Annotated in this window: 16 protein-coding genes; 1 reads left to right on the top strand and 15 read right to left on the bottom strand. The window is 57.6% G+C overall.

Translation table 11 applies throughout. From position 1 onward, the window contains the following. Positions 1 to 10 precede the first annotated feature (10 nt). The 14 genes from MB824_RS09360 to MB824_RS09425 all read right to left on the bottom strand — a co-directional run bounded on the left by MB824_RS09360 (position 11) and on the right by MB824_RS09425 (position 11,107). Positions 11 to 202, bottom strand: coding sequence for a hypothetical protein (locus MB824_RS09360; RefSeq protein ID WP_238748234.1), 192 nt, complete (start codon positions 200 to 202; stop codon positions 11 to 13). Positions 203 to 285: 83 nt separating this feature from the next. Next, complete coding sequence (locus tag MB824_RS09365; RefSeq protein WP_238748236.1) at positions 286 to 618, bottom strand: hypothetical protein; 333 nt, start codon at positions 616 to 618, stop codon at positions 286 to 288. A 109-nt stretch (positions 619 to 727) separates the two neighbouring features. Further along, on the bottom strand, positions 728 to 1,495 hold the full coding sequence (locus MB824_RS09370) for a hypothetical protein (RefSeq protein ID WP_238748237.1): 768 nt from the start codon (positions 1,493 to 1,495) through the stop codon (positions 728 to 730). A gap of 46 nt (positions 1,496 to 1,541) precedes the next feature. Then, positions 1,542 to 1,970 carry a hypothetical protein gene (locus tag MB824_RS09375; RefSeq protein ID WP_238748238.1) on the bottom strand — a complete coding sequence of 143 codons (429 nt, stop codon included), beginning with the start codon at positions 1,968 to 1,970 and terminating at the stop codon, positions 1,542 to 1,544. Continuing rightward, a complete protein-coding gene (locus tag MB824_RS09380) occupies positions 1,967 to 2,449 on the bottom strand; it encodes an HK97 gp10 family phage protein (RefSeq protein WP_238748239.1) in 483 nt (160 codons plus the stop codon). The genes MB824_RS09375 and MB824_RS09380 overlap by 4 nt, the downstream gene beginning before the upstream one ends. A 1-nt stretch (position 2,450) precedes the next feature. Then, positions 2,451 to 2,975 (bottom strand): head-tail connector protein, encoded by a 525-nt coding sequence (locus MB824_RS09385; protein WP_238748240.1) that lies wholly within the window; start codon positions 2,973 to 2,975, stop codon positions 2,451 to 2,453. Further along, positions 2,959 to 3,168: a hypothetical protein gene (locus MB824_RS09390; protein WP_238748241.1), complete on the bottom strand. Its 210-nt coding sequence runs from the start codon at positions 3,166 to 3,168 to the stop codon at positions 2,959 to 2,961. The genes MB824_RS09385 and MB824_RS09390 overlap by 17 nt, the downstream gene beginning before the upstream one ends. Positions 3,169 to 3,256: 88 nt before the next feature. Next, positions 3,257 to 4,750: a hypothetical protein gene (locus tag MB824_RS09395; RefSeq protein ID WP_238748242.1), complete on the bottom strand. Its 1,494-nt coding sequence runs from the start codon at positions 4,748 to 4,750 to the stop codon at positions 3,257 to 3,259. A 45-nt stretch (positions 4,751 to 4,795) separates the two neighbouring features. After that, positions 4,796 to 5,890 (bottom strand): HK97 family phage prohead protease, encoded by a 1,095-nt coding sequence (locus MB824_RS09400; protein ID WP_238748243.1) that lies wholly within the window; start codon positions 5,888 to 5,890, stop codon positions 4,796 to 4,798. A 9-nt stretch (positions 5,891 to 5,899) separates the two neighbouring features. Beyond that, positions 5,900 to 8,017 carry a phage portal protein gene (locus tag MB824_RS09405; RefSeq protein ID WP_238748244.1) on the bottom strand — a complete coding sequence of 706 codons (2,118 nt, stop codon included), beginning with the start codon at positions 8,015 to 8,017 and terminating at the stop codon, positions 5,900 to 5,902. After that, the gene (locus MB824_RS09410; protein ID WP_238748245.1) at positions 8,014 to 9,252 is read right to left on the bottom strand and encodes a PBSX family phage terminase large subunit; all 1,239 of its coding nucleotides are present in this window, start codon (positions 9,250 to 9,252) and stop codon (positions 8,014 to 8,016) included. The genes MB824_RS09405 and MB824_RS09410 overlap by 4 nt, the downstream gene beginning before the upstream one ends. Continuing rightward, positions 9,233 to 9,778 carry an HGGxSTG domain-containing protein gene (locus MB824_RS09415; RefSeq protein ID WP_305067916.1) on the bottom strand — a complete coding sequence of 182 codons (546 nt, stop codon included), beginning with the start codon at positions 9,776 to 9,778 and terminating at the stop codon, positions 9,233 to 9,235. The genes MB824_RS09410 and MB824_RS09415 overlap by 20 nt, the downstream gene beginning before the upstream one ends. 206 nt (positions 9,779 to 9,984) lie before the next feature. Beyond that, complete coding sequence (locus MB824_RS09420; RefSeq protein ID WP_238748247.1) at positions 9,985 to 10,419, bottom strand: hypothetical protein; 435 nt, start codon at positions 10,417 to 10,419, stop codon at positions 9,985 to 9,987. Next, the gene (locus MB824_RS09425; RefSeq protein ID WP_238748248.1) at positions 10,406 to 11,107 is read right to left on the bottom strand and encodes an adenine nucleotide alpha hydrolase family protein; all 702 of its coding nucleotides are present in this window, start codon (positions 11,105 to 11,107) and stop codon (positions 10,406 to 10,408) included. The genes MB824_RS09420 and MB824_RS09425 overlap by 14 nt, the downstream gene beginning before the upstream one ends. Positions 11,108 to 11,164: 57 nt before the next feature. Between MB824_RS09425 and MB824_RS09430 the strand changes: the two genes are divergently transcribed. Next, on the top strand, positions 11,165 to 11,359 hold the full coding sequence (locus MB824_RS09430) for a hypothetical protein (RefSeq protein WP_238748249.1): 195 nt from the start codon (positions 11,165 to 11,167) through the stop codon (positions 11,357 to 11,359). A gap of 246 nt (positions 11,360 to 11,605) precedes the next feature. On the opposite strand, the gene MB824_RS09435 is transcribed toward MB824_RS09430, so the two are convergent. Continuing rightward, the gene (locus tag MB824_RS09435; protein ID WP_238748250.1) at positions 11,606 to 12,316 is read right to left on the bottom strand and encodes a S24 family peptidase; all 711 of its coding nucleotides are present in this window, start codon (positions 12,314 to 12,316) and stop codon (positions 11,606 to 11,608) included. Positions 12,317 to 12,503 lie beyond the last annotated feature (187 nt).

Below are 12,503 nucleotides of genomic sequence, written 5' to 3' on the forward strand. Positions count from 1 at the left end.
ACCGCATTACTCATGTGATGATGCCTTTTTCTCTCAACAGCGCGTCAAATTCCGCTTCACTCAAAACCGCCCCGCCCATCGCGCCGATCGCTTCGTCGGCGTCCATTTGCTGCTGCGGTTCGGCAGCCTGATAGCCCACATACTGCGCAATCAGCAGATGCGCCGGCGGATGCTGCTGCCAGTAGCGCCCTAAATGCTCCAAGCGCGGCAGGTCGATGTTTTGCGCCGTCTCGTCCCATGTCCACCCCGTAGAAGCGCAGACATGGGCGATCAGGCCGCCAAAATCTAACCCGCCGCCGGTACTTCCCCCGCCGCTTCAGCCTCCCGCAGCCGGCGCTGCATGCCTGAAACGTCCATCAACGCCTGAAAAACGTCCATCATATTGCCCACATCTACCAACTCGCCCACATCTTCGCGGGTCAGCTCGGGATAATTGCGCTTGAGCGCCGCATGTGCCGCGTCGATAGTGGTTGTAACTTGCTCGGCAAAGGGCAGCTTGTCGAACTGCCCCACGCGGTCTTTCAACTGATCCAGCGCGCCCAAAGACAGCGGCGGAATCACATACTCTTTGCCGTTCAGCACCATGCTGATACCGGCCACTTTGACAATCTCTGCCATGTTTCAACTCCAAATAAAAAAGCCCCGTGCGGGGCGAATACGGGAAAATCCCGGGTTTGAAAAAGGCAGCCTGAAAGGATGGGAAACCGTTTTCAGGCTGCCTTACTCCTTACTCCATAATCCACAGCGTGCCGACTTTATAGCCCGCATCGTCGGTGGATGCCGAAAAGTCGATTTCCGGCACCGAGAAGTCGTCGTTTTTGGTCGAGAACAAGCCCAGCTTGCCGGCGGTAACACAGGCCAGCTCCAACAGCGCCTTTTTGCCCTTGAACTGCGTCAGGTAGGACAGCGCGAAAGTCGGCGTATTACCCATCGCCTTGTTCGCCAGCTCGATTTTCTTCGCCGACGCCAGCGCAAAAGTGTAGCTGTAGCTCAAATACACCGTCTTGCCCTTGTCCGCATCGGCAAAATCATACTTGCCCGCCGCGTTCACGCTGTACTGACCCGCCGCAGGATTGGCCGCCACCTTAATAAAGGCACGGCCGTCTTCGCCGATAATTCCCGCGTCTTCGGCAAACGTGCCGCTGTTGGGCGGCGCAACCGTCAGCGTACCCGCCTGCGGAATCGCCGTGCCGGCGGTATCCGCATACAGCGCCTTCATGGTGCCGCTGGCAAACTCCGAGCCGAAAAACAGGGTATTGAGCGCCAAACCGTTAATCAGCGCGCCCTTCATCTTGCCGGACACCTTCACTTTGCCCTGCGCCACGGCCAGCGCAAACTGGTTTTGCCCGTAAAACTCTTTGAGTTCCGCCTGTAAATCGACACTCATTTCCTGCAAGCCGGCAATGCGCACCGGAGTGGCATCGGTTACAGGGTTGCCGTAGGCATCGGTAATCATGCGGACGAACACGTCGCCCGATCCGAATGTAAGCTGCATATCGCTTTCCTTTCAAAGCCCTTGCGGGTATAAAAAAACAGCCCTTTCAGGCTGCCAAAATCACAATCGGCACGATGGCGACGGCTTGGCTGCCAAGCGTCCCTTCATCCGTCTCAATCGTCCCTTCCACGCGGCAATACTCGATTACCGCCCCATCCGCCACAAGCACCGTCCTGCCCGTTACCGGATGGATGGCATTTGTCGCAGCGCACACCGCATCAATCAGCGGGTTGATGATTGGCGCCGGCGGCTGGTCGTCAGTCTGCACATAAATGTACACATCCGCCCGCAGCAGCCATTTGCCCGCTTCGCCGGTCTTGGTTAGTGCCTGCTGGTTGCCTTGTGCCATAAACAGCGCCGGCTGGTCGTGCCGCTGCACATCATTCCAATGCAGCAGGCGGCGGCTTTTGGTAACAAAACCATCCAATGCTTCCAGCCTAGCCCAAAGCGCCGCATAAACCGCTTCCCTGTTCATTGCCTTGCCCTTTCAACAGCCCTGCCCAATTCCTGCTCGATAGCCGGCCGCAAGTCCCGTAGCGCCGTGCGCAAAAACGAGCGTTCCGGGTAATTTACCCGCCGGCTGTGCGCGCCCACCCGAGCGGTACGCGGCGAAGCGAGTGTATGCCCGAATACCTGCCGCACCTGCCGCAGATGGGCTTTTACCGACACCGTGCCGGCAAAGCCGTATTCGTGCATCACACCGTAGCGCACATTGGTATTGACTGTGCCGCTTACCTGATTACCGCTGCTCTCCACCTTCTGATGGATCGAGCGGCGCAGGTTGCCCGTCTGCACGTTCAGCACCCGCCCCGACAAGCGGTTCGCCATCACTTCCCGCTGCAGTATCAGCGTCAGGCGGCCGATAGAAACTTCCATCTCGGTTTGGATGCGCGGCGACCACGCCTGCAAGGCGGCCGTCAGCGCTTCCATGCCGGTAAAGTCCGCTCTAATCATTTCAGGCTGCCTTTCTGCGGTACTGCTGCAAAATCGAATACGCCGCCGGCGGCATACCGGCCGATTGGGCAAACGTCGCAAACGTGATGGTCTCGCCTGCAAGCGTCTTGCTTTGGATGCCGCCGTTCTTGGCTTCGTTTATCCGCTGCATGGCAATCTCCAGCACCGCTTCGGCAATATCGGCCGGCACGGTTTCATAACCGGCGCGATACCGCACTTCCACATTGCGCAAACCCTTGTCAAAGCCATGCGGGCGCATCAGCAGCCAGTCGTCAAAATCCCAGCCGTCGGCCGCACGCCCGTTGATTCGCACAGACGTTACCGCCTGCACGGGATACTGGTTCAGCACCAGCCGGTCTTTGCCGTTGCCGTTGTAGCGCTCGGTGTAGTCCGCCGCTTCGATCTTGCGCTCAAGGTAGGTTTCCACCGCCGCCGAGATGCCGGCGAGCATCTGGGTAAACTGCTTATCCTGCCGGTCGTGGTCTATTCCCAAGCGCAGCTTCAGCGCTTCAAGCGTCGCCAGCATGGCTTTTCGCCTTGCGTTTTCCGCCTTCAGGCTGCCCGCCGGCTTCAGGCGCGTTGCTAAAACCGAACTGATACAGAAATTCAGCGGCAGCAACCGGCACTTGAACCATGCCGTCTTCTACTGTGTAATTTTCGCCGCCGAAGGAAACGTCGGAAAAGCCTTCCGGCGCAGCCAGTTTAATCAAATCAGACATTGCGATTTCTCCAAAAAAGGCGGCCGCCTTGAAACTCAAACGCCGCTGCGATACAGGCAGCAGCTCGTTTCAGACGGCCGGTTAAAGGTTAGCCCGCGTTGGTAATCACACCAAAGGCCGGCATAAAGAAGCCCTGCAGCACTTCGTCGGCGTACACGCCATACTCGTAGCGGCGGGTGCGCAGCGGCCATTCGAGCTGGTAATACTCTTGGCGGGTGCGAACCTGCAGCAGGTTGCCGATGCCCTGCACATAGGCCGGCAGTCGCTGCGAGTAGAACAGATAGGTGCCGGCCGGCAGGTTGGGATGGACGACAATATCCAGCTCGTCGCCGGTGATTTTGTTCAGGTAGCTGCCCAAAACCACACCGGCCTTGATGGCGGCGGTATTGTTCACATCCACGTTCAGCTTAATCAACGGCGCACCGTTGTTGCCCAAAATCAGCTTGGTCAGCGCCGCAAGGTCGGCGGCATTGACGTACACGGTATCGGGCGATAGACGGTAGCGGGTGTAGAAGTGGGCAAAGGCCGCTTCAAACTCGTTCACGCCGCCGGCGCCGTCGGAAGTCAGCGCGCCGCCCTTGTTGTCCGCCCAGTAGCCACCGGAATCCGGCAGCGCGATTTGGGTCAGCAGGCCGTCAAATTCCAGCGAAGAAGTGGAGTTGTCGGCATCGGGCAGGCTGGCCGCCGTCTGTTTGCCCTGCGCGTCGGCAGAGATTTCCACACGGGCGGCGGTAGTAACCGCACCCAGTTTTTCCGCACCGGCAGCGCCCCAAAACCAAGCGTAAGCCACCGCACCGCGCACGGCGGAAACGCTGGCGATTACCACCTTCTTACCGGCATTGGCCACGCTGGCCGCCGCCGATTTCTGTGCCGAACCGCCGCCGAAAGTATCGGTCGTGCCGTCAGCATTGGTGCGGGTAATCTGCGCGGGAATTTCCGCATCGGCAATATTCAGGAATTGGCCGCTGGCGCCGTTGTTCGCGCCGGCTACATCCCAATAAGCCTGCAAGCCCAAAGCCACGCAGATAATCGACAGCGCGCCGTCGGACAAGGTGGATTGGCCGTCCTTGGCTACAGCCGAAGGCGTCGGCGTGATGCCTGCTTTCAGGCTGGTGTTGCCGCCCAGCAGCATCATCTCTTCGGCAATCATGGTTGCCTGCAGGGTTTGGGTTACCGCCAGCGCCTTCACGTCTTCAAAACCGCGCGCCGCGTAATCGGCTTCAAAGGTTACGAAGTTTTCCAAACCAAAGGCGCGGTAGGCGGCAAAGCGCTCCACCTGCTTGTGGGCAATCGTGCCGCCGCGCTGGCCTTCGCTGATGCCCGCGCGCTGGTTTTTGATGTTGATGCCGGTGATCGCCTTCCAGTTCGCCTGCGTGGCACGGCCGCCACCCACGCGCGGGATGCGGTTGCGCAGCGGCGTCAGCACCGGATACAGCTTTTGCGACGGGGCAGTTAGGTCATAGGTCTGCAGGCCGGTAGTCGGGCTGCCCGGCTGCGTATAGCCTTTGGCGATGTTCTCGCCGCCGGCTTGGGCGGATTTCATCAATTCGATGGTTTCCTGCGTGATTTGCTTCATATTCATGTTTCAAGCTCCTAAAAATAAAAAAACCGCCTGTAAGCGGTAGGTTTACAAGCGGCCGGTTTGGGCTGCCTTAATCAGCGTCGCCACATCGTCAAGCGTGCCGTCGCTTTTCACTATCGGCGTGAAACCGTTTAACGGGTCTTGTTCGCCGCCATTGTCTTCTGCCTTGCTCACGGCTTTCAGGCTGCCTTTGGGCGCTTCAGGCTGCTGCTTCAGCGCTTCGATCTCCGCCTTGGCCGCAGCCAAATCCGCCTGAGCCTTGGCAAGCTCGTCAGCCTGCGCCGTTTTCTGCAGGCTTTCAGGCTGCGCCGCCTTTTCGGCGTTCAGGCTGCCTGCTTCATGCTCGACCAGCGCTTTCAGGGCATCCATCAGCTCGCCCGCTGCCGTTTTGGCCTTGCCCACCACTTCGTCGGGCAGCTGGGAATATTCGGAATCGCTGATAAACCATTGCAGGCCGCGAATCACGCCGGCCAGTTCGGAAACGTCGTACATGGATTTTTCTACCAGCTCGGTTTTTACCGGCTCGTCCGCAGACTTGTTCAGCATCTCGCGCAGGCGGGCAATTTCGTCAGGCGTAAAGTCCGCTTTCTCGGCTTCGTCCGCCTGATCGTCCTTTTGTCCGACAGCATCATCCGGCTTGCCGTTTTCGGCCGGCACATCTGCCGCGTCGGCATCTTTGTCGTCTTCGGCCTGCTCCGCGCCCTTATCCGCCTTAAAGCAGGTAAACACCGCATCGGGATTGGCCGGGCGGTCAACCAAGCTGATTTCCGTCAGCTTCACGCCCTTAATCAGCGATTTGTTCAAATCGTCCCGCGCCGTTACCGTGCCGCCGATGGAAAAGCCCTTGTACACGCCGGTCCGCACCTTCAGCACCGCCACCGGATCGACCACATGCGCGCCGAAGTAGGTGCGGCCGTCGTCTTCGACCTTGATTTCAATCGCCGTACCCGCCGCGCTTTTGCCGTGCATCTCACGCACCGCGCCGAACTTCATGTAATCGGGGATGGCCGCCTTCATCGCTTCGGCCGTGATGATTTCGCCGTCCGAATCGACCGCTTCGCTCGAAGCGTAGCCCCACACCTTGACGGTGCCGTCGTCCTGCTGCTCTGTTTTGGCGATTTCGCCGTATAGTCTTGCCATTTCAAGCTCCTATGGTTGGTTTATTGTGTCTGCCGCCAGTACCGGCACCACCGCGCAGCGGCAGTTCGGATGCGCCGGCGGCATCAAGTCGCCGCTCGGAAAGTAATCATGCAGGCCGATTGCGCCCGCGTCGCCGTTCGCGCGGCAAGGTGCGGAAACTTTGTCGTCTTCGGCGGTTATCCACTCCTTGCCGGATACCAGCCCCGACTCTTCCCAGCCGATATACATACCCGCCCCGTCCGCCCGAGCCATTTCGGTGCGGGCGATGGTCTCGGCACGGCTGCGGCTGAAGGCATGGTTTTCTTGCAGGCGCGCCGCAAGATCCTGCGGACTGTCGCCTGCGGCCATCGCTTCCTGCACGGCAGCCTGAATCAGCCTGCGCGTGCCTTCGGTGATTTGCCATTTGGCGTCCGGATTGGGCAGTAACACGCCGGCGACGCGCCGCATCCCCACCATCTCCGCCGCACGTTCCGCCGCCCATGCTACAGCACGGCTGCGGATGTTCGTTGCCATGCCGACGGCAGGGGCAGGCATCAACTGCAACAAAGCCTGCTCTGCAGCTTCCGCCGCCGACTGCCGCAAAAGCGGTTCCACCACGTCGGCCAGATCCGCCCATGATGCAAACGACAAACGGCGGACAATCTCCGCTGCCGCCGTTTCCGCATCCGTCAATTCAAACTCCGCCCCGTCCCAAATCTCCGCAATCTGCGCCGCAAGTTCCGTAGATTTTGCCAGCAGGTAGGTCTCAATAAGCCCGACAGCTTCGTCTTCGCTCATCGGGCGCTGCGACTTTCCCAGCTTGCCCGCTTCCTGTTCAGGCTGCTTTGGATTTTCAGGCTGCCTGAGCGTATCGGGCTCCTGTTCCGGCAGCGGCTCCTTGCCCATTTCCGCACGGATTTCATCCGCCGTCAGGATGCCGGCGTTTTTGTACACCGCATAGATTTCCGCCTGTTGTTTCGGGTCGAGCGCCTGCTCTTCCTGCCAGACAAACTCAAAATCCGCCATGTCCATATACCGGGCCAGCACTTCGTCGATCAGGCTTTTCACCCAGTTTTTCAGCGGGAACAGCCCGTCTGCCAGCGATTGCTCGCGACTGGTCTCGGCCACAGAACGGTTTACCTGCGCCACAAACGGCGTCGGCTCGATGCTGAACGCAAAACACACCACCCGCGCCAGCCATTCGTCGTACATGTCTTTCAGCGGCGGTTGCTTGGTTTCGTGGAAATTGCGCGCCAGCTCGCCCGGCACAAAACGCATCTTGCGCCGCTCCGCCAATTCGCCCGAAAGCAGCAAATCCCAGTATTCCTGAAAGCGGCGGATGTCGTCCGCGCTCCAACTTTCCGGCACACCCACCAGCGCATCCGGCACACTTCCCGAGCGGTAATACTCCAGCGCGTGGATTTGGCGCTTCAGCGCGATGTTTACCGTCATCACCACCTGCTCGACCGGTGAATAGCCGTACACCTTATAGGTGCGGCCGTTGCGCGGGCGGTACAGCAATTCGTCCGCCGCATAATCCACCGCCGGCAGGCCGCGCAGAATCTGCTGGTAGGCCGTCTGCGGCGGCAAGGGCGTGCGGCCGGTATCGTCCAAAACCCGCTTAACCGTCGCCCCGTCCATCAACTCCAACGCATACAAATCCCCGCCCACCGTCCGGCGCGGATAGATACACGGCGCATCGATCACAAACAAATCTTCCAGCAGGATGCGCAGCCAAGCGCCCCAGCTGTGCTCACGGTCGGGCTGCCTGAAAAACGCCTGCGCCGCATCAATGCGCGGGTCTTTGGTAAGCGACTCGTTCGCCCCCGTCGCCGCCGCATCACGGTGCTGGATTGCCCAGTTCAGGCTCTCCATCTGGTCTTTGCGTTTTTCGATTACTAAGCGCAGCACATCGTAGCTGTCCGCCAGCGTCCGCAACTCGTTAAAGCCGATGGCATCACGCTCACGCGGCCGCGAATGGCTGGTATTGAAAAACGGCTCGTAATCAAACTGCCGCCCCGCCGTGTCTTTCGACGCAACAGGCGGCAGCGTCTCACCCGCCCCGAACCAGCCGTTACCCGTAAAGGCATAGCGCAGGCCGGCTGCCGCGCGAGCGATAAAGCCTTGTGATAAAGGTGTCTTGCTCATGTTTTCCCTTCAACCTGCGCGCGCAGGAAGTCAATCATGCCCGTGCTGCTGCGCGTCAAAGGCTCGAGCGCATAGCGCAGCGCATCGATCCAATGGTTATGCTCGTCCAGCGGCAGCGGCAGAATATCCCCGCTCAAGCGGTCGGTCTTGTAGCTGTACAGCCTAAACTCCCGCGCCGTATTCACACAGCGCGGATGAATCACCACCTTGTCGAACGAGCGGATAAAACCGATGCCGTCTTCCACGCTGCCCTTGCCCTTGAGTGCGCCCGCAATGCGCGGCAGGCCGTGGCGTTTCAGATAGCTGATACTCTCAGGGCGTGCGGAATCGGCGCGGACAACATGGCTTGCAATATCCGGCATGGCAGCCTGAAGCACCGCCGCCGTATCGTCCAACTCGATGCCCGTGCTGCCTGCTTCCCGTTCGATATACAGCCTGTCGCCGTGTATCCGGCATTGCACCGCCGCCGTCGGGTCTTGGGCAAAACCGAAGTCCAGGCCGAAGTAGGGGCCGTCCCAGTTTTCAGACGGCTCAAACTCCGCCACTTCATACTTGCCCTTGAACACCTGCGCGTCCGAAAGTTCGTAGTAAGCACCTTCCCAAATCCACGCATAGCGGGCAGGGTCGAGCGTCTTTTGCTGGTGCCGCCGCAACTCTTCCAATTCAGGCGGGAAAAACGGATTATCGCCGTAGTTCATTTCAACAATGCACGAACGCGGCGGCACACCCTTGCGGAAACGCCGATCCGTCGCACTGTTTTCCTGCTTCGGATTCCAGATTACCCAGATTTCCGACTTGGGCGCGCGTATCGTCGGCTCCAGCACTTCCCACGCCGCTTCGGCAATATCTTCCGCTTCTTCGACAATGCACACGTCAATCTTCGCCAGCGACTTCACCGACTGGATATTGTTGCGCAGCCCCTTAAACAGAAACTCCGTGCCGTTGCGCCCGCGTATATAGTCCGCACCCACATCATAGGCCGCTTCCAACCACGGCTCGGACGCAATCGCCGCCTTGATTTCCGCGTAAAACGATTCCTTGATGGAGTTTTGAAACTCACGCACGCACAAAAAACGCAAAGGCTCGACAAAGCCCCACACCGCCGCCATCTTGGCAAAATTGAACGACTTGCCCGAACCGCGCCCGCCAAACGCCCCGCGAAACCGCAGCTCGCCGCGCGGCAGCCTGAAAACCTGTTTGATTTTCGGCGGCAGCCTAATCTGCACTCTCGCCATCTTCTACCGCCACCAGTTCGATTACCGTCGGCGCAAGCGAGCCGTCGGAATTGGTAATATCCAATTTCATGCCGCTGATCAGCTTTTGCCGCGTTGCTTCCAGCGATTCAATGCGCCCCAGCAGCCGGTGGATAACCGCATCATAGTCCCGCCGCACAAACGTCTTCTGCCGCACAGGCGGCACATCCGGGTCGTCGGTAACCGGCATGCCGCCGATCACCGTCGGCGTCTCAACCACCTTTTCCAACTCCAGCGCTTCGGCATCCTGTTCCGCTTCCAAACGCAAAGCACGGTTCAGACGGATACGGCACAGCTTCAACTCTTCATCAATGCTGCCAAGCTGCAATTCTTCCGCTAGCATCCGCTCTTCTTCCGTGTAGTAGGCGGAATAAAGCGCACCCGGCTTGGATTGGCTGCCTTTGGGTGCGCCCTTATTGGTTCCCCCATGCATTCGGCATCTGCCGTTTGGCATGGCTTTAGATTTGCACGGTTCGCCCGAACGGGTTTTCGCTCCACATAAAGCCATAAAATCTCCTATTGCATGGGATTATGTTGCAAATTACGACCCCGAACTACGGCTTCTGCTGGGGCTGCTTTTGCCACGCCCGCCGCCGCTCTTCGCAGTAATATGCGGTTTGTGATAGGGTACTCTACGCATCATGCGCTCCTTTCAAATAAAAATGCCACCCAAACGGCGGCCATAAAAAACCGCCCAACTAGGGGCGGCTGCGGTTATTTGTCTTCATCGGCTACCAATCCAGCCCAAGCCTTGTCAATCTTCGGCTCGGCCACATAGGGCACTTCATCATCGGGCAACTCGATACCCATCATCTTGGCGACCTTTACGCCATCGAGATACTTGTCGCCAAACTTGCGCCAACCAATCTCGCGCAAAAACGCTTCCGACTGCGCGCGGCTTTGGAAACACATGCAAAACCAATATTCGCTGTCTGTCGCATCCACCTTACGCTTGTTTTCCGCTTTCAGCCTGTCGCGGAAACCCTGCTTTACCGCATCCAAATCCGCACGGCTGTCTGTCTCAGGGTCGCCGGTCAGCTCAGGCATCTTTACCGCAGGCTTCTGCTTGCGCTTCCATTGGTTTGCCTTCGCCTTGGCGGCGGCCTTTGCATCTGCAATCTGTTGTTTGCGGTCATCAGTGTTTGCCATTTGCGCACTCCCACCTAAAGATTTCCAAGTCAGCCAGCGGGATTAGCTCCAAAATACGCTGATAGTCTCGCGGATAGTGCTTTTTAATTGGCAGCAGAAACCGCAAGTCCAAACCATCGAACGAGCGCCCGAACACCTTGTAGTCGCTCCCCAGTTTCACATTATGCCTTTTAAAGCACGCTACCAAATCCGCCTTTTTCCAATCCCAAATCGGATGGTACTTAAGCAGATTGTAAGAGATGCTGCCATGCGACTTAATCGCAATCCGGCGCATCGGACTATCTGCCGCCCGCACGCCATCGGCAACCAAAGTATCCTTCGGCAGGCCGAACTTGCCCACCATCGCCGCCTGAATATCGGTATAGTCAAATTCAGGCAGGCCGGCATCTTCGATCACCGCGCAGTTTTGCGGCGGCTGCCAAATCATCCCATTCAGCCAACGGTGCAAAGACGGATGCGGCAGCTGGGTAACCTTAAAGCCAAACTGGCGCTCATACATATCAATCTGCTCATCCACAAACTCCAAGCCCGGGACAAGATACAGATAATACGGCACCACTTCTTCAAAATGGTCGCGGATAGCCAGATACGCCGCCACCGCATCCTTACCGGTGCTAAAGGCCAGCAGAGTCTTCTTCTGCTTCGCCGCCACCGCGCGGATGGTCTCTTCGCCTGATAGGGCAGCCATTGCATAATCCCTTAGTCAAATATACAATGCAGCTATTGTATAGATATTTTTTCCATTATGCAAGACTTCAAACACGAATTAAACACCCTGTTGCACGACGCCCACCTAAGCCGCGCCGAGCTGGCCGACATCTTCCAAATCGCCCGCCGCAGCGTCAGCAACTGGAACAAAGCCGGCATCCCCCAATACGCCCGAGCCTATCTCGAACTGCGTGCCGAATACATCCGGCTCAAGCGCAGTATCGAAGGGTAGGGCCTACCACCACTTCACAACGGCACTCCCACCGCAAAGCGGCTCGGTATCTACGCGATTTAGTTTTAATTTGGTGTAATTCCACCAAATTAAAAAGCTGCCTGAAACGTGAAAAGGCCGCCCAAGGCAGCCTGAAACAGAAAAGAGAAAGCCTATCCACAGCTTTCTCCCGAAATATAGCATATTTATAACAAAAGTGTGCAAGACCGTCAAGTAGGCAGAGTGAATATCCGCCCGTTTTGTTACCTACAGCATACAGATTTCCAGCGGCATCACCGCCCGAAACTTGGCGATGATCTGAAAAGGCTCGTCGCCGCTTTGGTCGATTTCAAACGACGAGTAATTTTTATTGTCCGAGTGCGCCACCAGCTTACCCGGCACTTTCTGCAGACGTTTCATATAAGTGCCGTCGCTGTAGTAGAAAGCATAGATGCCGTCGCCGTCAAAATAATTTATGCGCGTATCGATAAACGCCAGTCCCTTTTGCGGAAGCGTCGGTTCCATGCTGTCGCCCTTGATGCCCACAATATCCAAATGCTCGACATTCGCGCTTCCAAACAGCAGGAAGACATACTCGCGCGGAATTTCCAGCGTGCGGATGATGTCGGGAAAATCCGCGTTTACTGCGCCGCCGCTGCCGCATTTCACCCAAATATCACGATGGCGGAACGTGATGCTGTCCTCCGGCGCCTTCAGGCTTTCCAGCGGCGGCAGTATCGAATCTTCAGAGCGCGGCTGATCCAACCATCCTTCAGGCTTGCCTGTCAGTGTCTCGATTTCTCGCGCAGTAGATGCCTTAAATGAGCGGGGCTTGCCCGTAGTGCTTGGCGCCCCGTTTAGCCACTGGCTGATTTGCGCCGGTGCTTTATTTATTTGACGGGATAAAGCCACTTGTGAGCCGTATTCGTCAATCAGTCTTTTCAAATTACCCCTGCGGGTCTCTTCAATCGTTTGCATCCATTCACTCCTTAATATCCTTTATAAACAATAATAGCAAATTGCTACAAAATAGAAATACGCAAATTGCTATTGCTTGATATTTAGCAAATTGCTAATATTGCGGCATTCATTAAGGAGTTTCGCGTGAAATTAACAGAATACTTTGATAGCGAAGGCGTGCCTGTACTGGCCTTCGCAAAAAAAA

This window comes from Kingella pumchi (assembly GCF_022288825.1).
Classification (GTDB): Bacteria; Pseudomonadota; Gammaproteobacteria; order Burkholderiales; family Neisseriaceae; genus Kingella_D; species Kingella_D pumchi.

Coding starts and splice junctions, on each gene's coding strand:
- MB824_RS09420 (WP_238748247.1), bottom strand. CDS start 10,419: ATGGCAAACACTGATGACCGCAAACAACAGATTGCAGATGCAAAGGCC.
- MB824_RS09385 (WP_238748240.1), bottom strand. CDS start 2,975: ATGCTGGCGACGCTTGAAGCGCTGAAGCTGCGCTTGGGAATAGACCAC.
- MB824_RS09370 (WP_238748237.1), bottom strand. CDS start 1,495: ATGCAGCTTACATTCGGATCGGGCGACGTGTTCGTCCGCATGATTACC.
- MB824_RS09405 (WP_238748244.1), bottom strand. CDS start 8,017: ATGAGCAAGACACCTTTATCACAAGGCTTTATCGCTCGCGCGGCAGCC.
- MB824_RS09390 (WP_238748241.1), bottom strand. CDS start 3,168: ATGTCTGATTTGATTAAACTGGCTGCGCCGGAAGGCTTTTCCGACGTT.
- MB824_RS09380 (WP_238748239.1), bottom strand. CDS start 2,449: ATGATTAGAGCGGACTTTACCGGCATGGAAGCGCTGACGGCCGCCTTG.
- MB824_RS09415 (WP_305067916.1), bottom strand. CDS start 9,778: ATGGCTTTATGTGGAGCGAAAACCCGTTCGGGCGAACCGTGCAAATCT.
- MB824_RS09395 (WP_238748242.1), bottom strand. CDS start 4,750: ATGAATATGAAGCAAATCACGCAGGAAACCATCGAATTGATGAAATCC.
- MB824_RS09365 (WP_238748236.1), bottom strand. CDS start 618: ATGGCAGAGATTGTCAAAGTGGCCGGTATCAGCATGGTGCTGAACGGC.
- MB824_RS09410 (WP_238748245.1), bottom strand. CDS start 9,252: ATGGCGAGAGTGCAGATTAGGCTGCCGCCGAAAATCAAACAGGTTTTC.
- MB824_RS09375 (WP_238748238.1), bottom strand. CDS start 1,970: ATGAACAGGGAAGCGGTTTATGCGGCGCTTTGGGCTAGGCTGGAAGCA.
- MB824_RS09435 (WP_238748250.1), bottom strand. CDS start 12,316: ATGCAAACGATTGAAGAGACCCGCAGGGGTAATTTGAAAAGACTGATT.
- MB824_RS09430 (WP_238748249.1), top strand. CDS start 11,165: ATGCAAGACTTCAAACACGAATTAAACACCCTGTTGCACGACGCCCAC.
- MB824_RS09425 (WP_238748248.1), bottom strand. CDS start 11,107: ATGGCTGCCCTATCAGGCGAAGAGACCATCCGCGCGGTGGCGGCGAAG.
- MB824_RS09400 (WP_238748243.1), bottom strand. CDS start 5,890: ATGGCAAGACTATACGGCGAAATCGCCAAAACAGAGCAGCAGGACGAC.